The 20,795-nt window shown below is 35.8% G+C and carries 17 protein-coding genes; 4 read left to right on the forward strand and 13 right to left on the reverse strand.

Annotation, left to right across the window (positions count from 1 at the left end; translation table 11 throughout):
- Positions 1-17: 17 nt before the first annotated feature.
- Positions 18-728 carry a deoxyribose-phosphate aldolase gene (deoC, locus tag OCV53_RS00265; protein ID WP_055196230.1) on the forward strand — a complete coding sequence of 237 codons (711 nt, stop codon included), beginning with the start codon at positions 18-20 and terminating at the stop codon, positions 726-728.
- 40 nt (positions 729-768) lie between these two features.
- Positions 769-1,344 carry a glucose-6-phosphate isomerase family protein gene (locus tag OCV53_RS00270; RefSeq protein WP_022375651.1) on the forward strand — a complete coding sequence of 192 codons (576 nt, stop codon included), beginning with the start codon at positions 769-771 and terminating at the stop codon, positions 1,342-1,344.
- A gap of 110 nt (positions 1,345-1,454) precedes the next feature.
- On the opposite strand, the gene OCV53_RS00275 is transcribed toward OCV53_RS00270, so the two are convergent.
- From OCV53_RS00275 to OCV53_RS00295, 5 genes are all read right to left on the reverse strand, one after another.
- On the reverse strand, positions 1,455-3,167 hold the full coding sequence (locus OCV53_RS00275; protein ID WP_055196231.1) for a [FeFe] hydrogenase, group A: 1,713 nt from the start codon (positions 3,165-3,167) through the stop codon (positions 1,455-1,457).
- A complete protein-coding gene (locus OCV53_RS00280; protein ID WP_022375649.1) occupies positions 3,161-4,993 on the reverse strand; it encodes an NAD(P)-binding protein in 1,833 nt (610 codons plus the stop codon). Before OCV53_RS00280 ends, OCV53_RS00275 begins: the two co-directional genes overlap by 7 nt.
- Positions 4,994-5,275: 282 nt before the next feature.
- Positions 5,276-6,112 (reverse strand): DegV family protein, encoded by an 837-nt coding sequence (locus OCV53_RS00285; protein ID WP_022375648.1) that lies wholly within the window; start codon positions 6,110-6,112, stop codon positions 5,276-5,278.
- Positions 6,113-6,319: 207 nt separating this feature from the next.
- A complete protein-coding gene (locus OCV53_RS00290) occupies positions 6,320-6,799 on the reverse strand; it encodes a DUF5721 family protein (RefSeq protein ID WP_022375647.1) in 480 nt (159 codons plus the stop codon).
- A gap of 91 nt (positions 6,800-6,890) precedes the next feature.
- Positions 6,891-8,279 carry a S1C family serine protease gene (locus OCV53_RS00295; RefSeq protein WP_055196232.1) on the reverse strand — a complete coding sequence of 463 codons (1,389 nt, stop codon included), beginning with the start codon at positions 8,277-8,279 and terminating at the stop codon, positions 6,891-6,893.
- A 256-nt stretch (positions 8,280-8,535) separates the two neighbouring features.
- On the opposite strand from OCV53_RS00295, the gene OCV53_RS00300 reads away from it, so the two are divergent.
- Positions 8,536-9,966, forward strand: a complete 1,431-nt coding sequence (locus tag OCV53_RS00300) for an undecaprenyl-phosphate glucose phosphotransferase (RefSeq protein ID WP_055196233.1) — start codon at positions 8,536-8,538, stop codon at positions 9,964-9,966.
- A gap of 55 nt (positions 9,967-10,021) precedes the next feature.
- A complete protein-coding gene (locus tag OCV53_RS00305; protein WP_055196234.1) occupies positions 10,022-11,050 on the forward strand; it encodes an LCP family protein in 1,029 nt (342 codons plus the stop codon).
- Positions 11,051-11,108: 58 nt separating this feature from the next.
- Here the strand turns inward: OCV53_RS00305 and OCV53_RS00310 are convergent, their stop codons facing one another.
- From OCV53_RS00310 to OCV53_RS00345, 8 genes are all read right to left on the reverse strand, one after another.
- On the reverse strand, positions 11,109-12,278 hold the full coding sequence (locus OCV53_RS00310; protein WP_055196235.1) for a CDP-glycerol glycerophosphotransferase family protein: 1,170 nt from the start codon (positions 12,276-12,278) through the stop codon (positions 11,109-11,111).
- A 9-nt stretch (positions 12,279-12,287) separates the two neighbouring features.
- The gene (locus OCV53_RS00315; protein WP_055196236.1) at positions 12,288-13,223 is read right to left on the reverse strand and encodes a glycosyltransferase family 2 protein; all 936 of its coding nucleotides are present in this window, start codon (positions 13,221-13,223) and stop codon (positions 12,288-12,290) included.
- Positions 13,224-13,252: 29 nt separating this feature from the next.
- The gene (locus OCV53_RS00320; RefSeq protein ID WP_242852073.1) at positions 13,253-14,431 is read right to left on the reverse strand and encodes a CDP-glycerol glycerophosphotransferase family protein; all 1,179 of its coding nucleotides are present in this window, start codon (positions 14,429-14,431) and stop codon (positions 13,253-13,255) included.
- A 6-nt stretch (positions 14,432-14,437) separates the two neighbouring features.
- Positions 14,438-14,854, reverse strand: a complete 417-nt coding sequence (tagD, locus tag OCV53_RS00325; protein WP_022375640.1) for a glycerol-3-phosphate cytidylyltransferase — start codon at positions 14,852-14,854, stop codon at positions 14,438-14,440.
- Positions 14,855-14,879: 25 nt separating this feature from the next.
- Positions 14,880-15,620 carry an ABC transporter ATP-binding protein gene (locus tag OCV53_RS00330; protein WP_022375639.1) on the reverse strand — a complete coding sequence of 247 codons (741 nt, stop codon included), beginning with the start codon at positions 15,618-15,620 and terminating at the stop codon, positions 14,880-14,882.
- A 9-nt stretch (positions 15,621-15,629) separates the two neighbouring features.
- Entirely contained in the window at positions 15,630-16,406 is a 777-nt protein-coding gene (locus tag OCV53_RS00335; RefSeq protein WP_055196237.1) for an ABC transporter permease, read from the reverse strand.
- Positions 16,407-16,487: 81 nt separating this feature from the next.
- On the reverse strand, positions 16,488-18,254 hold the full coding sequence (locus OCV53_RS00340) for a hypothetical protein (RefSeq protein ID WP_022375637.1): 1,767 nt from the start codon (positions 18,252-18,254) through the stop codon (positions 16,488-16,490).
- Positions 18,255-18,270: 16 nt separating this feature from the next.
- A complete protein-coding gene (locus tag OCV53_RS00345; RefSeq protein ID WP_022375636.1) occupies positions 18,271-20,793 on the reverse strand; it encodes a glycosyltransferase in 2,523 nt (840 codons plus the stop codon).
- Positions 20,794-20,795 lie beyond the last annotated feature (2 nt).

Raw genomic sequence — 20,795 nt, forward strand, 5'->3', positions numbered from 1 at the left:
AAAAACAGGAGGTTTTTATGAAATCATATACATTAGATAATCTTGCAAGAATGATCGATCACACGAATTTACATACGGATGCTTCTCCAAATGACATGAAAATCTTATGTAATGAAGCGAAAGAGAATCATTTTGCCATGGTAGCGATCAATCAGGTACAGTCTGGATTATGTGCAAAATTACTCAACGGAACCGATATTCATATAGGAGCTGCTATTTCTTTCCCTCTGGGACAGACAACAATTGCTTCCAAAGTCTTTGATACAAAAGATGCCATTGCAAATGGGGCAAATGAGATCGATTACGTTGTGAATCAAACAGAGATCAAGGCTGGTAATTGGGATTATATCAAAGATGAGATGACTCAGATCGTTACTGCTTGTCATGAAAAAGATGTTACCTGCAAAGTTATTTTTGAGAACTGTTATCTAAATGATGATGAGAAGATCAAGCTTTGCGAAATTGCAAAGGAAGTGAAACCTGACTATATCAAAACATCTACTGGATTCGGTACTGGCGGTGCTACATTTGATGATGTAAAATTAATGAAAGAACATGTTGGAAATGAAGTTAAGGTAAAAGCTGCTGGTGGAATTCGTGATGCCAAGACATTTATGAAAATGGTAGAATGCGGTGCAGAACGTATCGGTACGAGTGCTGGAGTCACGATCATCAAAGATTTCGAAGCTATGATGAAAGAACAAGGTGTTTCCACACTTGAGATTTAGCACTTAAGATTTAGAAAATTTTTTCTTTAGGAGGCTGTTTATGAATCAGTTTAACTGGGATCAGGCTTTTACTTTGGATTTTGATCTAAATGACGGTCTGTCCAAACATGCAGAGACTACAAAGCGTTATCTTTCTCAGATGAAAGATATGTATCAAGACCAGCAGGTAGTTGAAGAAATTCTTAAGAATGATGATCCTTTGATCTATGAATTTTATGAACTTGGATGTCCGGAACGTGCCGGAGATCTTGCATTTGGCACAACGATGATCCATCCTGGTAAGATTGGAAATGAATATTATATGACCAAAGGGCATTTTCATCAGATCGTGGATACTGCAGAAGTTTATTATACATTAAAGGGCGAGGGATATATGATGCTTGAAAATCTTGAAGGCGACTGGAAAGTCGAACGCATGGAGAAGGGAAAAGCACTGTATGTTCCCCGTGGATATGCTCATCGTACCATCAATACCGGCGATGAGATTCTCACTGCTTTTTATGTATTTGATGCCAATGCCGGACATGATTATGGAACGATTGAAACCAAAGGATACCATCATATCGTTTGTGATATTGACGGTGAAATGAAAGTATTGGATAACCCACGATGGTAATTTCATCATTTATCAACGAAATTTTAATATTATAAAGAGAACCCATATATTTAGGATTTATATCTTCTAAATATATGGGTTCTCTTTATAATATTAAAAGGTATTAACAGCTATTCCTGCACATGTAGTAACTGATGTGCTTTATGACTTCCCGGTGATCCAAAATATTCATCGTATAGATGTTTGATATCTGGATTCTCATGGGAAAATCTTAATTGAGAAGTCTTGTCCAGGAAGTATAGGTTGGATCCACGGTCGGACGCCATTTCTTTTCCTTCATGGATCGGCTGCCCGCCTCCACCTACACATCCGCCTGGACAGGCCATGACTTCTACAAAATGATAGTGTACTTCTCTCTTACGGATTGCTTCCATCAGATTTCTTGTATTCTGAAGTCCACTAACAACTGCAATCTCTACCGTATTGCCTGCAATATCAAATTTCGCTTCTGTCCATCCATTTTTATTTACTCCACGGATTTCTTTGAATGCATCTGCTTCTGGGTTCTTTCCTGTGATCAGGTAATATGCAGAACGAAGTGCCGCTTCCATAACTCCTCCGGTTGCTCCAAAGATCACTCCTGCTCCTGTTCCTTCTGTAAATGGAGCATCAAATGCAGAATCTTTTAATGTCTTTGGATCAATGTGGTCTGCACGGATCAGTCGGTCTAATTCTCTTGTTGTTAATACAAGATCAACTCCATGACCTGCAAACTCTCCATGGAATAATGGTTTCTCTCTTTCGTCTTTCTTTGCAAGGCATGGCATGATGGACAACGCAAAAATGCGGTCTGGATCAATGTCCATCTTCTTCGCAAATGCAGTTTTCATCACTGCTCCAAACATCTCCTGTGGAGATTTTGCTGATGATAATCTGTTCGCCATCTGTGGATACTGGGATTTTATAAATCTTACCCATCCAGGACAACAGGATGTAAACATTGGATACATATCAAGATCACCTTTTGTAAATCTCTCTACAAATTCGGTTCCTTCTTCCATGATCGTAAGGTCTGCTGAAAATGTTGTATCAAATACATAATCAACCCCGATCTTTCTTAATGCATCTACGATCTTCTCTACGGTTGCTTCTTCTCTTGATAATCCAAGACTTTCACCCCATGCAGTACGAACTGCAGGCGCAATCTGAGCTACAACGATCGTATCTTTATCTTCTAATGCACGATATAATTTCTCTGTATCATCACGTTCACGTAATGCTCCTGTTGGGCAATGTGTAATACACTGTCCGCATAATGCACAATCCGCTGTTTTAATATCTCTGTTCCCAGACACTCCAACCGTTGTTCTTGCTCCTGTTCCAGATACATCCCAGATATGCATTCCCTGAATCTTATCACACACCTGTATACAACGCATACATTTGACGCATTTGCTTGCATCACGCACCAGTGGATATCTTGTATCCCACTCTTCTACACAGATTTCCTTCTTATATGGACTTTCCACAACATTCAAATCATTTGCAATGGTCTGTAACGTACAATTACCACTTCTTACACACGTTGCACACTGTGTATCATGCTGGGAAAGGATCATCTCTACCGTATGTTTTCTATTTCTTCTTACTTTTGGACTGTTTGTATAGATCGTCATTCCTTCTTCAACCACGTTGTTACATGATGTTACAAGGTGATCCTGACCTTCGATCTCAACTACACAGACTCTGCAGGCACCAATCTCGTTGATATCTTTTAAATAACAAAGTTTTGGAATTGGAATATGGATGGAGGCAGCTGCTTCCATGATCGTTGTACCTGCTGGAACTGCGATCGTATGGTTGTCGATTGTAATATTTACCATTTGGTAGCCCTCCCTCCTTTAAAGATTCCGTAACCAAAGTGGTCACAACGTAAGCATCGTCCAGCTTCCTGACATGCTTCTTTACTTGTCATGCAGTTTTCAATTCCTTCAAAATCTTTGATTCTCTCTCCGGCTTCTCTCTCTGTAAGATTCACTCTTCCACATGCTGGTTTATCTTCTAATTTTGGCTCTGGAATCTCAACATCTGCTGTAATTTCATGGTGATATCCAAGATATTCATCAATATTTGCTGCAATAACTTTACCAGCTGCGATCGCAGAAATCACTGTAGATGGACCTGTTGCGCAATCTCCACCTGCAAATACTCCAGGCATTTCTTCGAATCCACCGAATTTCTCTACATTGATCTTACCTCTCTGCACTGGAACTCCTGCTTCTTCAAAATGCTGATATTCGATATCCTGACCAATCGCTACGATCAATGCCTGACATGGGATAAATATATCTTCTTCCCCTGTTGGTTTTACAGAGGCTCTTCCATTCTTGATGTTACTGATCATCTGTGGAGTTACCCATACACCTTTGACATTGCCTTCTTCGTCTTTCTCAATTCTTGAAGGTGCCATCAGCGTTTTGATCTCAACACCTTCTGCTTCCGCACCTGAAATTTCATCTGGAAGGGCTGTCATATCTGCGACTCTTCTTCTATATACAATGCTTACTTTCTTCGCACCTAATCTTACGGATGTACGAACCGCATCCATAGATACATTTCCACCACCGATAACGGCGACTTCTTTGCCTTCTAAACTTTCCTGCGTTCCGTATCCAACATTTCTTAAGAACTGTACTGCTGAGATCACACCTTTAGCATCTTCTCCGTCAAGTCCTAACTTCTTATCTGTACTTGCACCGATCGTGATCAGTACTGCGTCATACTTTTCTTTTAAATCCACAATGGAATAATCTTTACCAATGGATTTTCCACAGTCTACTTTTACTCCTGTATCCAAGATTGCCTGAATATCATCATCTAAGCGTTCTTTTGGAAGTCTGTAGTTTGGAATTCCATAACGTAACATTCCACCAAGTTTTGGAAGCATCTCGTATACTGTTACCTGATGTCCCATTAACTGTAGGAAATAAGCTGCACTTAATCCACCTGGTCCACCACCAACAACAGCGATATTCTTACCGGTAGATTCTGCACACGCAGGTGGTGCAACATAACCTGCTGCATCTGCTGCCATACGTTTTAATCCACGGATATTTACGGCATCATCGATCATATTTCTACGGCATAATGCCTCACATGGATGCTCACAAATAAATCCGCATGTTGTAGGGAAAGGATTATCCTTTCTGATCAGACGGATCGCATCCTCATATCTTCCTTCACGCACCAGTGCAATATATCCTGGAATATCTACTCTTGCGGGACATCTTGATACACATGGTACTGGCTGTTTTAATGTACTTAAGCAGCGATGATACATAATATGTTCCACATAATCATCTTTAAATCCAATAGCTCCTTTATATACCATATTGGCTGCCTCATAACCAATTGCACAATCTGCTGATTCCATAATGGATTTTGCTGTTTCTTCAATTGCTGTCAATGTCCTGATCGTTGCTTTGCCATCTAAGACATCTGTGATCAGATTCTTAAGCTGTCCTAGTCCCACACGACATGGAACACACTTTCCACAGCTCTGTGCATGACAAATCTCTAAAAATGCTCTGGACATATCTACTGGACACAACCCCGGCGGGCTTGACTCGATTCTTCGTTCCAGATCCTTATAAAGTCCTTCCACAACCAGTTGTGCCTGGTTTGGAGTCCTTAATTCTAAACGACTCATGACTCATCCTCCTTAATTCCTCTATATCAGTATATTGGTTTCAATTATAGCGGAGAATTTCGAGCAATTCAATCATTTTTTGTGCATTATATACGTTAAATTCGTAACAATTGGTTTCTTTTTTGTGCATTATAACGTTAAATTCATAACAAAGAAATTGCGATTTGATAGCCTTCTGGTATATGATAAAAAATAAATAAGCAACCGAAAGCGCTACGGTTGCTTATTTATTTTTTATCATATACTCGAAATCTACAGTTGGCCAATTACAAAATTAAAATTTTAGTAAGAAACTATAATTCCCCCATCGCATGCATACATACTACTAACTCCCTTAGTATCAACAATATCTACATCCTGGGCATGTAAGTTCTTCTGAATCAGTTCTTTTACAAATACAGCTCTCTCATAGCAATTGCAATGTGAGATCACAAACTGTCTTCCTGAAAGGTCTCTTCCTTCACTAGCCATATGTTCTACCATCTTAGCGAGTGCTTTCTTCATTCCTCTTGCCTGGCCTGCTTTCTGAATGACGCCATCTCTTGTTCCGATCATGACTGGTTTGATATTCAGTGCACTTGCGATCGTTGCTGATAGTCTTGATAGTCTTCCGTTCTTTCTTAATACTTCTAATGTCTCTAAAACAAAATATGTTCTAAGACTTGTTGTGTATTCTTCAATCTTCTCAACTACTTCTTCAAATGGCATTCCCTGACTTGCATATTCATAGATCTTACGTGCGATCAATACCTGTGTTGTAGCAGCTCCTCTTGAGTTTACTACATGGATATTTTTCTTTCCATGGTCTTCTTCATAGAGGGTCTTTCCAAGTACCGCACTGTTATATGATCCACTTAATTCTGCAGATAATGTTACAACATAAATATCATCCGCCTTGGAATAAGCTTCCATGTAACTTTCTGGTGCTGGGCATGCTGATTTGACTGATTCTTTGCTGGCTGCTACTTTCGCTAAAAAGTCTGCCTGATCAAATGTTTCATCATCTATAATCTCTTCTCCGTCCACTAATAAGGTTAATGGCACCCATGTATAACATCCCTTTTTAATATCTTCTTCTGTCAAATCCGTACAGCTGTCACAAACAATATGAAAACTCATATTCGTATCTCCTTTTTACAACTTTCTTATCTGGTATTCATTACTACTTATTCTAACATATATCTTTTGAAAAAGAAACATACAAACTAAGTTTCTTTGTGGATCTTGCCTATAAGTTTGTGAAAAAATCTACAGATACTTTGTTAAAAAGTGGCACAAGTTATAGTATATACTTACATTTTTTATGAAAAAAATTTTTAATTTATCTTATAAAAATTCCAAAAATCTCTCTTTTACTTCCTGATCCCATGCTTCTTCTAATGTCTTATCAAGGACAAACGTCTTTCTTGAAACACCAGCCGTGCATTTTAATCCTTGTCGGTCATATAAGATATTGATGAAAAGTCCTGCGACTTCGTCTTCTCTGATCGCTAGGTTGTATTTTGCAAGGATATCGCTGACAAGATCTAGTTTTAACATCATGACAAACTGAAATGACAGAGGTGTTTTCTTACCTTTTACCAGTGAAAAGATCTTTTCTTTCTCTTCCTGCCACATCACGTAGGGATAGGTTTTCATTTCTTCCCATTCTTCAGTATCATAAAATTCTTTTAATATCTTCCCATCAAATTCATATGCGATATTCATAGAAAGTTTTCCTTCGCTCATTAAAAAATCATCAAACAGATTTCCTCCTAAAAATCCTGCCATGAATTTCTTGATATTTTCTATTTCGATCATAACCATAGGTTTCTTCTCCTGACTAAAAAATGGAACCCTGCCTTTGATCAGGGTTCCATTTTATTGTATCTTTGTTTGAATATTTTTTCAACTGATTTTACTGTCCATAGCTGTAATACTGGCTGTCGGAACTTTCATTATTATAATTGTTGTTATAACTGTTGCTGCTTCCGCTGTTATTACTGTTTCCACTATTGCTACTGTTACTGCTTCCGCTATTGCTGCTTGTGCTTGGTGCGTCAGATTTCTTTCCTAATGTTACTGTCAATGTCTTCTTCTCATATGTTCCCATCTGATTCTGACGTTTTACAACAATCTTGACTTTCTTTCCAGCTTTTAAGTTCGAAATCTTCTCTTTTAATCCATCCATTGTAGAAACACTGCTTCCATCAATTGATACGATCACATCACCTGCACTGATTCCTGCTTTCTGAGCTGGAGAGCTCTTGATCACTTGCTGTACATAAACACCAGATGGCATATCAAACTGACTTGCCATTGAGCTGTCGATCGTCTGTCCTGATACTCCTAAATATGCCTGCTCACTCTCACTTGTGGCTTCATTCTTGATCAGCTTATTGATGATCGGTTTTGCTGTGTTGATTGGAATCGCATATCCCATTCCTTCTACATCTTCAGAAGAATATTTGACTGTATTGATACCGATCAGTTCACCTTTGCTATTTAATAACGCACCACCACTGTTACCTGGGTTGATTGCTGCATCTGTCTGAATCAGTGTCATTGTCTTATCTGTTAACTGAACCTGACGATTTAAGGCACTGATATATCCACCAGTTACTGACTGTCCATAACCTAAAGCATTACCGATTGCAATCGCTCTCTCACCTGTCTTTAACTTGGAAGAATCACCAAGTGTGATCACTGCGATTTTCTTTAATGTAGAAGCTTTCATATCTTTTGTATTAACCTCTACAACCGCCAGATCAGCATCACTGTCGGTTCCACGGATCGTTGCACTTGCACTCTTGCCATCAACAAATCCTACTGATAATGATTTCGCATCTGCAACAACGTGGTTATTCGTTACAATTAAGATCTTACCATCTTTTTTCCCAATGATAATCCCAGAACCAACACCTTCTGATTCGCTGCTCTGTGTCTGACCGAACCAACTCTGGCTTGTTGTCTCAAACTTTCCTGTGATGGAAACGATTGATGGCATAACATTTGATGATACTCCTGAAAGGTCTTCACTGCTTGTGCTGGAACTGCTGCTTGTTGTCTTCGTCGTTGCAAGCTGTGTTGCTCCATTTCCAATGCCTGCTTTTGAAAATCCATAAGTAACACCCTGCATCACAAGACCTGCGATCAATCCAAATGCTACTGCTGATGCCACAAGCTTTGCTGCGTATTTTCCTCTACCTGATTTCTTTGGTTTCTTATTTGAAGTGTTGGCTTCCTCAGCTCTCCACTGATCAGAAGTCTTCCACTGTCCGTCTTGATTTGTATGATATCCATCCATATTGATGTTCTCCTTTCAATCTTGATCTTTTGTCTTTGATCGATATCTGATCTTTGTATGTTTTTTCTTTATGAGATAAATATATCCTATAAATGTGTAAAAAATGTGATTAATATGTTACAAAAAAATGGTTTTTTTCAAAAATTGAAGTTTTTTCCGTTTTCCTTAAAAATAAGAAAAAGTTAAGGCAATTTCTCGTTGTGCGATCTTTATTTTTCCCTTATAATAGAAGCAGTAAAAAAGGAGATTTATTTCTATGATCAAGCAAAATCAAACATATTTAAACAGACTGCACGTCGTGATGGATGCTGTCTGCATTTATCTTGCAGGATATGTGGCCTATTATATAAGATTCAAGATGATTATTCATGGATTCTGGTTGAATAAAGAGATTTTTGAGTATAACCGTTATTATAAGGAATTCTATCAGTACCAGCAGCCATTGATCGCTTCACTGATTTTTTTACTTCTATTATATTCCTTTTTTGGACTTTATACTCCAAAACGTTATCAACGTGGATCAAAAGAACTTGTGAATCTTGTAAAAGCAAACCTGATCGGACTTGGAGTTTCTGCTTTTGTGATCACCGTATTCCAGATTCAGAATTTTCCACGTTCCTTATATCTGCTTTTTTATTTCTTTAACTTTATCTTTGGTGTCTTTTCAAGATATCTGATTCGTAAGGTTCTAAAGGTAAACCGCAAGAAAGGCAGGAACATCAAACATACTGTATTTATCGGATTCAGTACATCAGCTGCTGCGTATATTGATCGTATCAAAGCTAATCCACAGTGGGGTCTTAAAGTTCACGGAATCTTTGATGATCTTGTAAGTGATAACTTTGAATACCGTGGAATTAAGAAGATTGGTACATTAAAGGATCTGGCTGCTTACCTTGAGAAGTCTTCCTTAGATGAAGTTGCGATCACATTGAACCTGAATGAATACCACAAACTCGAACAGATCGTTGCGATCTGTGAGAAGTCTGGTGTTCATACGAAGTTTGTACCTGATTATTATAACTTTATTTCGACAAACCCATACACGGAAGATCTTGACGGACTTCCAGTTATTAATATCCGTAACGTTCCGCTTACCAATACAGTCAACCGAATGATCAAACGTCTGATCGATATTATCGGTTCTATTGTGGCACTGATCTTATTTTCACCGATCATGCTCGTTGTAGCGATTCTTGTTAAGAAGAGTTCTCCGGGACCAATCTTCTTTGCACAGGAACGTATTGGACTTGGGAATAGACCATTTAAGATGTACAAGTTCCGCTCCATGGGAGTTCAGGATCCAAAGAAAGAAGCCAAGGAATGGACAACCAAGAATGATGCCCGTGTTACACCTGTCGGACGTATCATTCGTAAGACAAGCCTTGATGAACTTCCACAGTTCTGGAATGTACTAAAAGGTGATATGAGTCTGATCGGTCCACGACCAGAACGTCCACTCTTTGTTGAGAAGTTTAAAGAAGAGATTCCTCGCTATATGATCAAACATCAGGTTCGTCCTGGTATCACAGGCTGGGCACAGGTCAACGGATTCCGCGGTGATACTTCCATCCGAAGCCGAATCGAACATGACCTTTATTATATCGAGAACTGGTCTTTAGGACTTGATATCAAGATTTTATTTCTTACATTCTTTAAAGGATTTGTCAATAAAAATGCATATTAATAACAAAACGGATGGACATTTTCATCCGTTTTTTGTTTAAAGGGGGAACTACTTTATGGCAAATAAAAAACATATTAAAAAAAGACGGCTATCACCAATTCGTTTCTTATTTTTACTGATCCTTCTGATCGCAGTACTTATCGGAATTGTTGTTTTTATGCTTCATTCAAAGCTTGGCAAAGTTCAGACAAAAGCGCTGGATCAAAGCCAGCTTGTCACCGTCGATAATGACAACAACATGAAGGATTATACCAATTATGCTTTCTTCGGAATTGATTCACAGACAGGAAGTATGTCTGACCGAGGTAACCGCTCAGATTCGATCATTGTTGTAAGCATCAATAATTCCACAAAAGAAGTAAAACTGCTCTCTATTTACCGTGATACATTTTTAAGCATCAATGGAAAATACAGTAAAATAAATGCAGCCTACTCATGGGGTGGTCCAGAACTTGCCATCAGTACGATCAATCGTAATCTCGATCTGAATATTGAAAAATATGCAACTGTAAACTTTAAGATCCTTGCAAATATCGTCGATGCTGTTGGTGGTATTGAAGTAAATGTTGATAAAAGTATTATAAAGAACTTGAATTCTTATATTAAAGATATGAACCGTATCAATGGTGGTAATTCTTCTACGATCAAAAGTGCCGGAACTTACACGCTTGATGGTAATCAGGCCGTTGCTTATTCCAGAATCCGTTATACAGCCGGGGGTGATCTTGCAAGAGCTGGAAGACAAAGAGAGGTTCTTGAGAAAATTTTCGAAAAGGGTAAGAAAAATCCTTTAAAAATGATGTCTGTTATGGATGAAGTACTTCCACAGGTTAAGACAAATATGAGTCAGGATGAATTATTTAAGATGGTGTTATCTGTATTTAAATATAATATTAAAGACCAGCAAGGATTCCCTTGGAATCAGAAAGAGATGCGTTATTATGGAAGTTATTATGGTTTTCCAACAACACTGAAAGAAAATGCGATCCGCGCTCATGAGTATCTGTTTGGTACAAAAGATTATCAGGTTAGTGATGAATTGAGCAGGATTAATCAGAAGATTATTTATCGGGTTGGGTATTAAAATTATATAATAAATCGGCAGGATTCTATATATAAATCCTGCCGATTATTTTATCGTTCTATTTTATATTTTTCAGGAATTCAAGAAGTTTCTCCCCAACCATCTGCTGTCCATCTTTACAATAGAACAAATCTCTGACTCTCTGTCTCTCTTCAACAAAATGATCTTCATCCTTCGCGATACTATCTAATTCCGTCATTAATTCATCAAACGTCGCCGCCTTATAACCCGGTGTTACTTCGTCGTAATCATAATACATCTCACGATCATTCTGAAGATAATCTTCATAATCAAAGTTATAAAAGATCAACGGACGATCTAACAACAGATAGTCAATATAAGTGCTTGAATAATCACTGATCAGAATATCCGTATCCATTAAAATCTCCTGAATATCCATGGATTTCTTCGTGATATCTGTAATATTAGAATACATTGAGAAATCAACTTCTTCATTCTTATGATAGAAATGGCGACGTATAACAAATACCATATTATGCTCTACACACCACTGATTCAGCTTCTCAAAATCAAACTGTTTCCTCAATGGAAAGACTATTTTCCCTTCCTGTCTGTGTGTTGGTGCATAAAGAACAACTTTCTTACCCTTAGCTGCTTTCTCTAACTGATGGGATGGTGTAAACATTCCATTCTTATCATAAAACACATCATTCCTTGGCTGGCCCAGTGTTAAAATGTGGTCTGGTTTTCTTCGGAATGCACTTTCGTAGATTTTTGCATAAAAATCACTGGTTGCAACAACGTATTCTCGTCCTAATGGAATCTCCTGAATCGCTCGTCTTAATTTCTGCCCTTTGCTGTCCCAGTTCTTTACTTTATCATCATCATATCCGACTTTCTTTAATGGAACCCCATGCCATAGATTTAAGAACACGGCACGTCCCATAAATGTATGATTGACATCACTGATTCCATTGCATACAACAACATATTTGGCTCGAAGCTGCATCCATATTCCTTTCAGGCTGTTAAACATATAGGCTTCATAGCCAAGTTTTCGAACCTTCGCACAAACCTTCTCGTCTTTTGTGATCCATACTGGACGGATATCATCGTGTTCCTGTGCTTCCAGAAATAAATATCTTGGATTATCTGCAAACTGCTCTCCCAGCCACGCCCCAAATATATAGATCTTTCTGCTTCTTGGAAACAGACAGGAAAGATACATAACCAGATATTTCCCAATAAGTCCTGCTGCTTTTTTCATAAATCCCCTTTATCCCCACAGCCACTGCATCAGCTTGCGGACATTTCCTTCCTTTAATACATGGTTGTTCTTGTAGAAGCTTAAACGACGCAGCTTTCCTTTATAATATAACTCACCATAACATGCCAAAAGTTCGTATACGTCCAGACTGTCTATCTCTTCTCCATAAGTATCCACAAAGCCTTGTACCTGCTCCATAGATTCGATCATCATCCTGCGGTAACTGTTCTTGCCTTCTTTGAGACGATGATATAAATACACCGGATTCTTAGCATTCTTGGCTCCAACAGAATTGTTGCCATGCTGGCGATAGTACATCGTGGATTCATTGACAAATCCAATCTTACCAAAGACTTTCGCAATCAATGCTGCCCAGTAATCATGCATAATGATCTTGGAAATTGGAAGTTCCCGCAGAAAATACTGCTGTAAGCATCGATTGATCATCACAGTACATCCGGTCACTGAATTCTGTACCATCAGCTGATTTAACACAATTCTCTTTGGAATATCTGCATACTGGAAAAATGATTCTGCGATCATCTCCAGATTGCTGTCCGCCACAGAAAGGTCGGAATGTACCAGAATCGGTATCTTATCTCCATAACGTGCTTCCAAAGACTCCATCTTCTGTAATGTCAGATAAATCTTATCCGGTTTCCATACGTCATCCTGATCACAAAACATAAAATATGGTCCATAGGAATTACGCAACAGGGAAATGAAGTTATCCTTGGCACTTCCCTGCGGCGGATCATTCTTTATGATCGTTACCTGATCTGGATGTTTCTCGCTAAATTCTTCTATAATACTGATCGTATCATCGGTAGAACCATCATCCCCAACGACCAGCTGCCAGTTTTCATAGGTCTGAGCTGCAATTGATTCTAACTGCGCCTTTAAATAATCCTCTCCATTCAATGTCGCTAACAGAATCGTTACCATAATGTTTTCAAACCTCCTGACAAATTTATTTATCTGCTTTTCTTCTTAATCAGATCAACAATATGCTCTGATGCATGTCCATCATCGACATGGTTGTATTTTGCACTGTATGCCTGATATTTCTCTTTCCATTGTGATGGATCATAAGTCTTGATATCCTGAATCAGCTGGTCTGTATTCTTAGAAATTGGCCCTGGTGCCTCTTCAACGAAATCAAAATAGAATCCTCTAAGGTTTTCTTTATAATTCTCCAAATCATATGCAAAGAATAACATTGGTCTCTTTAATAAACTGTAATCAAACATTACAGAAGAATAGTCTGTGATCATCATGTCTGATACAAGATAGAGCCATGCAATATCCTTTGTCTCATCAAATGTATAAACGAATCCTTTGTATGGACTCCAGTCGATCTTATCTGATACAAGATAATGATATTTTACGATGAAAATATATTCATCAGATAATTCTTTCTGCGCCTTATCAAAATCAAGTTTGGATACAAATTTGTATTTTCCTTTGACACTGTACTCATTATCTCTCCATGTTGGAGCATATAAGATAATCTTCTTGTCTAATGGTAATCCAAGTTTCTTCTTATACTCTTTGATCTTTTCTTTGTTGTTATCTCTGATCAGAATATCATTTCTTGGATATCCAATCTGAAGGATCGGTCTGTCTTTAAATGCAAAACAAGATTTAAAAATCTCTGTTGAAAAACTATTCTGTGATACAAGGTAATCCCAGTCGTTGCATGTTGCAAGAAACTTTCTGTGATATCCTTCGATGTTTGTACTTCCACCCATATCCATACGATCCATATCAAGCGCTAATTTCTTAAGTGGTGTTCCATGCCATGTCTGAATATATGTTACATTCTTTTTCTTTCTGCAGTACTTAGGCTGACGGCTGTCAAATACCCAGAATCCTGCTCTCATCAGATACCAGAAATATGGGAAATAGTTATTTCTGATCTTCTTGCAATTCCCCGGTACCTCAATGCTTGTATCAAATAAAAACCAGATACATTTATATTTCTTATCTAATCCCTGACGGATCATCTCCTCATAAATATAACGAGGATTTCCTGTATAGTTTCTTCCGTTGCTACTCTGGAAAATGATGATCTTCTTGCTTGTTGGAATTATATGTGTTAATTTCTTATAAATTTTAATTGTATATTTTTTAATTAACTGTTTAATATTCATAAAGCACTATTCATCCTCTTTTGTAATTGTTGTTCCAAGTCCAAGATCCTTCTTGATCTTTGTTGTAGAGATTCCTTCTGTTCTTGGAAGATAAACAACTTCGCAATAATCTTTTAAGAAATCAAATTTACCTTTCCAGTCATCTCCCATAACAAATGTATCAACATGATATTCCTGTACATCTGAAATTTTCTGATCCCAGCTATTTTCTGGAATTACAAGGTCAACATAACGGACTGCTTCTACTAATTTTTTTCTTTCTTCATAGGTAAAATAACATTTCTTCTGTTTTTCATTCCAGTTGAATTCATCTGTTGAGACAACAACGATCAGATAATCTCCAAGTTCTTTTGCTCTTCTTAACAGATTGATGTGTCCTGCATGTAACAGGTCAAATGTTCCATATGTGATAACTTTCTTCATTATTAAAAACTCCTTGTACTCTGTTTTATTTTGTTTTTTCTTCGTATACTTTACTTACTTCTTCGATTGAACCACGAGAAATGATCTGTCCTTTCTCCAGTAAAATCGCTTTATTACAAAGTCTCTTTACCTGATCTAAGGAATGAGATACGAATAATACCGTAACTCCTTTATCAAACATACTCATGATCTTCGCTTCACTCTTCTTTCTGAATTTGGCATCTCCAACAGATAATACCTCATCCAGAATCAGAATATCAGGTTCTACTAATGTTGCTACGGAGAATCCAAGTCTTGACTTCATACCTGAAGAATAGTTCTTAACCGGCACGTCAATAAACTTTCCAAGTTCAGAGAACTCAATGATCTCATCTAATTTTTCATCTAAGAACTTCTTTGAGAATCCAAGAACTGCTCCATACAGATAAATATTCTCACGTCCTGTATACTGCTGGTCAAATCCAGCCCCAAGTTCCAGAAGTGGTGCGATCTTTCCTTTTGATGTTACTGTTCCTTCTGTAGCTTTTAATACTCCTGCGATAACCTTTAACAGAGTACTCTTTCCTGCACCATTCAATCCAAGAATACCCAGACGATCTCCTTTATTCAATGTAAAATTAATATCTTTTAATGCCCAGAATTCATTATATGAAATCTGATGTTTTAATAACTTAATTACATAATCCTTTAAGTCATCTACTTTTTCCTGACTTAAGTTGAACTTCATTCCAACATGTTCAACCTTTAATACTTCTTTCTTTGCCATGATACCCTCCTAAATGTGCAGAATGAATTCATCTTGCTTCTTATAGAAGAAAACCAATCCTACAATCACGCTTACAATTGCAAATACTACGGATGCTGCTAAAAATTTCATATTCATTGGCATACCAAAAACTGCCTGTCTGAAGTTATGGATCAGAAGATATAATGGGTTACATTTTAAAATCCATCCAAATCCTGACTTTAATAATCTGTCTGGTTTATAGAAAATTGCAGATGCATACATAATGATCATCAGTCCTACAGACCATAAATACTCTAAGTCTCTGAAGAAAACTGCCATTGTTGATAAGATCATTCCTACTCCAAAAGCTGTAATCAATAATAAAATCAGCGGAATGATTGCCTGCAACAGATAAACTGTTGGATATACCTTCAAAACAATTGATACAACAACCAATACAATTAATGAAATTGCAAAAATAATGTAGTTAAATAAAACACTTGATAATGGATAAATATACTTCGGTACATATACTTTCTTTATCATTCCAGAATTCGTTCTGATTGCCTTCATTGCTCCATTCGTCGCAGATGAAAAGAAACTATACATCAATCGTCCACAAAGAATATACACTGGGAAGTGTGGATCTTTGTTGCCAAACAATGTACCGAATACTACACTTAATACGATCATTGTCATTAATGGTTCCAAAAGTGTCCATAAAATTCCAAGATAAGATCTTCTGTATTTTAACTTGACACCCTTCTTTACTAATTCCCATAAAAGGAATCTGTACTTTTTAAAATTCTCAATATACGCTTTCACTGTACTTCTCCATTTTTGTTATTTGATTTAATCTCTGTGATATTATACTCTTCATCGACAAATTATTCAAATTATTTATTATTATTCACAAATTGTTATCAATTTTCTTGCTTCATCCAGATAAATATCTTCTTCTGGATTATCATAATCATAGATCAAATACTGATCAAATTTTGCCAAATACTGATCATTTAAATCAACTCCACAAACAACATATACATCGTCTCGTAAGTCCATATCATCTAACTGTGCATATACTGCATCTGATACATAGCGAATATTATCCAAAAGATAAAGTTTGGCATGTGCTTTTTCTTCTTTAATCTCCAAAAATCTTGACAATAACTTTTCAAAGTTTTCTTCAGAATAATTGGTAATATTCGTAACACAATTATATTTTGTCTTTTCTGGTTCTTTTACAACAGTTATTGTTAAGTTTCCGCCAGATCCTTGTTGATTTAATACAAAAAACTGATCATTTTGATAATAACAATGATTCACTTTTTGTGTTACAGCAAATTCCTTTGGTATACGATCTTTTAATACTTCAAGCTTTGTATTAATATCAAAATTTTCTCTTACATAATTGCATGCTTCATTTGATATAAGATACATCTTATCATATTGATTGCAATTTTTTATATAGTTATTTACTTTATTGGCATATTCTTCATTGCCCTGCATCATTTTATACTCTGACTCAAAATTTCTATATGCTATCACATATTTCTCTGGAATATCGCTTTGCAAAATCAACATATGCCATAATCCCATCTGTTTCTGAGCCATATTGTCACATACAATCACTTTATCAAAAGAAGCTTCTCCAAAAATTCTGTACCATTCATTTTGAATAGTATCTCTTGAGATTTCCTGTCTTAATTCCTGATAGTTATTTAACTCAAGATATTTTCCTATCATACAATGATATTTGACATACTCTTCTTTTTCTGCATTCATATGGCCTGATCTCATCAAAATTCTGATATTTTTATTTAGCGCTTGTAATACTTTAATTTGTGCAGCATTTCGTACTATCTGACTTACTAGAGTAATATCATATTTCTGATAATCAATGTCATCCAAAATTCTTTTTAACATTGGATGCCACCATTTTGCTCCTCTGTAGTCAGCATAAATCAATATCTTCTTTTTTTCATCTTTGCATGTGACAGTATTTTCTATTTTTTCATTTTTACAAATCTGTTCTAATATCTGGCTGAATTTTTCAGGATCTACTTTATCCATCTCAATAATTTCACCAGAATATATTGATCTTAACTGATAATTTTCTTTCAAATATTCTTCCGTCATCTTGCTATCTCTAGAAAAAATATAACTTGCATTTAATAAATCCCTAGTTACCATTCTCCTCTGATCAATATTCTCTTTTGTAGAATATTCCTGAATATCTTCATAAAAACTATCTTCAAATAATCTAACATAAATCTGTTCTTTTCTTGCCATGAAATAATAAGGCATTCTTTTATTCGAAATAATTATTTTCGAAGTTGCTGCAGCTTCTTTATATCCTAATTCTTTTTGAGAAACAATGTCTACATTACTAAATTTGCCTTTTAAAAACTCTTTTTCTTCTAATGTTTTAACCCCTACAACAAATTTATAATCGGCAAATTCCTGTTTATCACAACATGCTTTTATATAACAATTCATCATTGCATGCTTATTATTCGTAGTTTCAATATTAAATAAAATAATATTTTTAATTGTTTTTTCTAATTCTTCGCCATATTCTAATGCCTTTTTCTGCACATCTGTTGGATCTTGAATATTACTCAAAGCTTTCTGATACGCATCTTGATATTTATCTGTTTGATTTTCAATCATTATAATTTCTCCTATCCTAATCCAGCAATTTTTCAAAGTCACCGTAAGCTTCTTCATTATATCGTTCTGGGCTGAAACTATATGATGGTACATTTCCTAACATAAATTCTTTCATTCCCTGATAAATTGACTCTTCATCTGTATCAATCAGTAACTGTCCATTTTCCATGACACTATCACTTACAGAAGAAAACTTTCCAATAATTAATGGCATCTGTAATGTTCTTGCTTCTAAAAGCACAATCGGCTGACCTTCATGTAATGATGGAAGAATAAAACATTGACATCTCTTCATATAAGCAAATGGATTGCTTATATTTCCTGTAAGAATCACCTTTCCTGTCAGGTTTTGATCAAATATCTCTTTCTCTATTTGCTGTTTTAATGTTCCATCCCCAATGATATGTAATCTTGCCTGTGGATACTCCTTGCTTAATTTTGCAAATGCTTTAATCAATGCTAGATGATTTTTTTCAGTAGACATTCTTCCAATTGTAACAAAATTAATATAATTCTCTCTTGGTGCTTCCATTAATTCTAATTTCTTCGTACTTTCTGATTCATCCTGCTCAGTTTTAACCAGATATACTTTTCCATTCATTTTAAGTTCAATATCTTCTTTTAAGCATGCCTGAATTCGGTCAAAGTTTAATGTATTCGCTGCATAGAAAAATTTATCTTTTGTTTTTGGCGTCTGAAGATTCTTTTTATTAACCTCCATAACTGTTTTGCTGCATGAAACAATTTTATCAAAATATGGATATAATGAGAAAACAGTTCTCAATTTGATAATATGTGGCTGTTTACCATTGACGACCTTTTCTCTATCTGCTTTCAGATCATTATGCTGCCAAATAAGTTTTTTAGCACCTTCCGCATGCAGTAAAAGCATGCTAAAAAACGGAGAGTAACCTGAAAAATCAATTACATAATCAAAATGTGTCTGTCCAAAACATCTTCTAAACTCTCTGTCAAACATATCATGCGGAAATTGTTTCATAAAGAAATCATTTTTTATTCCCGTTTCAAAGAATACTTCTTTCATAAAGTCTTCTTTAAAATCAGCATTCCATGTTCCTACTCTTTTTAATGTACGAACATTTTTGTTTAATTCAAGAACTCTGTTTTTTGCAGCTGTATCATTTGCACCTGCACTTACATACGCAGTTACATCATATTTATCATAGTCAAAGTTATTTAATAAACTCATAAATGAATGTGTAATTCCATTTTCTGACATCGTACCACGGAATAATAAAACTCTTTTCTTTTTCTTAGTATCTGCTTTTCTTAAATTGTATCCTTCTTTTCCATCAAGAATAATTTCCCATACTTTTTTTGATACATTTCCATCATCTCTTGGACATGCCCATTCAACATTTTTATTATAAATTTCTTGATATTCCTTCTGTACATCTCCAATGTTATTAATCCAACCTACAACATCATCTAATTCTTTTGTTGTTGGACCTGGTAATTCCTCTAATGGGAAATACACACCTCTATATCCTTTATACATTTCCAAATCCGGAATATAGAATAATATCGGACGACCTGTATCTAAAAAGTCAAAATAAATACTTGAATAATCTGATACAAGAATATCAACAATTGATAAAAGTGAATTAGTATCAATTGTCGCAGGTATAAAATCACCACTTAAACTTGGATCATCCTTAATAAATCGATACACCTGTTGATGCGGTTTCACAAAAACCTGATATTTCTCTGTATCAATACGACTTTTAACTTTGTCAAGAAACTCAAAATATGCATTTAAACCTAACTCAGGTTTCCCAAAATCGCTTCCTTTCCATGTTGGAGCATACATGATAATCTTCTTATTTGGATCAATTGTAACCCCCTCATGTTTCAACTGATCTATCACTTCATCACGATCCGCATGATAAATCATATCACTTCTTGGCTGTCCCTCTTCGATAATAGTACCTTCGTATAATCCATCTAATTTGTATGCCTTTAAGTAGATATCTGAATGGAATTTATTTGGTGAAATAAGATAATCTGCTGATAGAAAATTCCTCATTGTATTAGCTACTGCTATATTAGCATCTGGGAGATCGTATCCCAATGTTTTAAGTGGTATTCCATGCCATGTATTAATATAAATTTGCTCATCTTTTTTTGTCACAAAACCAGGGAATGTACTATTATTAATAATATATTTTGCTTCTGCTAATGCTTTTAAATACTCATTTGAATTAAATTCTACAAAACGAACATTGGAAACATTCTTATATTTATTAATAATATATTCATTATCTTCCATATCGTAAATTGCCCATACATGCTCATATTTATCAAAATCACTTCTGTTCATAAATTCTTTAAATAACGCATATGGACTACAAAGCATTCCTCTTGCTGCAAATGCTTCATATAAAACAATATTCTTTACTTTACATTTTTTATAATACTCTGCATAATCACATCTTCTTTTTGAATATTCGCTTTTATTTCTATTTGATTTTACATGATTATATACTTTTTTTACATGTTCTAATTTCGTTTGTATCATCC

Origin of the sequence: Anaerostipes amylophilus (assembly GCF_025567365.1) — a bacterium.
GTDB classification, from domain to species: Bacteria; Bacillota; Clostridia; order Lachnospirales; family Lachnospiraceae; genus Anaerostipes; species Anaerostipes amylophilus.

What these genes read in the sequence shown, in the direction of transcription:
- deoC (WP_055196230.1), top strand. Translation starts at nt 18, where the DNA reads ATGAAATCATATACATTAGATAATCTTGCAAGAATGATCGATCACACG.
- OCV53_RS00340 (WP_022375637.1), bottom strand. Translation starts at nt 18,254, where the DNA reads ATGATTGAAAATCAAACAGATAAATATCAAGATGCGTATCAGAAAGCT.
- OCV53_RS00300 (WP_055196233.1), top strand. Translation starts at nt 8,536, where the DNA reads ATGATCAAGCAAAATCAAACATATTTAAACAGACTGCACGTCGTGATG.
- tagD (WP_022375640.1), bottom strand. Translation starts at nt 14,854, where the DNA reads ATGAAGAAAGTTATCACATATGGAACATTTGACCTGTTACATGCAGGA.
- OCV53_RS00305 (WP_055196234.1), top strand. Translation starts at nt 10,022, where the DNA reads ATGGCAAATAAAAAACATATTAAAAAAAGACGGCTATCACCAATTCGT.
- OCV53_RS00295 (WP_055196232.1), bottom strand. Translation starts at nt 8,279, where the DNA reads ATGGATGGATATCATACAAATCAAGACGGACAGTGGAAGACTTCTGAT.
- OCV53_RS00270 (WP_022375651.1), top strand. Translation starts at nt 769, where the DNA reads ATGAATCAGTTTAACTGGGATCAGGCTTTTACTTTGGATTTTGATCTA.
- OCV53_RS00330 (WP_022375639.1), bottom strand. Translation starts at nt 15,620, where the DNA reads ATGGCAAAGAAAGAAGTATTAAAGGTTGAACATGTTGGAATGAAGTTC.
- OCV53_RS00315 (WP_055196236.1), bottom strand. Translation starts at nt 13,223, where the DNA reads ATGGTAACGATTCTGTTAGCGACATTGAATGGAGAGGATTATTTAAAG.
- OCV53_RS00345 (WP_022375636.1), bottom strand. Translation starts at nt 20,793, where the DNA reads ATGATACAAACGAAATTAGAACATGTAAAAAAAGTATATAATCATGTA.
- OCV53_RS00280 (WP_022375649.1), bottom strand. Translation starts at nt 4,993, where the DNA reads ATGAGTCGTTTAGAATTAAGGACTCCAAACCAGGCACAACTGGTTGTG.
- OCV53_RS00275 (WP_055196231.1), bottom strand. Translation starts at nt 3,167, where the DNA reads ATGGTAAATATTACAATCGACAACCATACGATCGCAGTTCCAGCAGGT.
- OCV53_RS00320 (WP_242852073.1), bottom strand. Translation starts at nt 14,431, where the DNA reads ATGAATATTAAACAGTTAATTAAAAAATATACAATTAAAATTTATAAG.
- OCV53_RS00310 (WP_055196235.1), bottom strand. Translation starts at nt 12,278, where the DNA reads ATGAAAAAAGCAGCAGGACTTATTGGGAAATATCTGGTTATGTATCTT.
- OCV53_RS00290 (WP_022375647.1), bottom strand. Translation starts at nt 6,799, where the DNA reads ATGGTTATGATCGAAATAGAAAATATCAAGAAATTCATGGCAGGATTT.
- OCV53_RS00285 (WP_022375648.1), bottom strand. Translation starts at nt 6,112, where the DNA reads ATGAGTTTTCATATTGTTTGTGACAGCTGTACGGATTTGACAGAAGAA.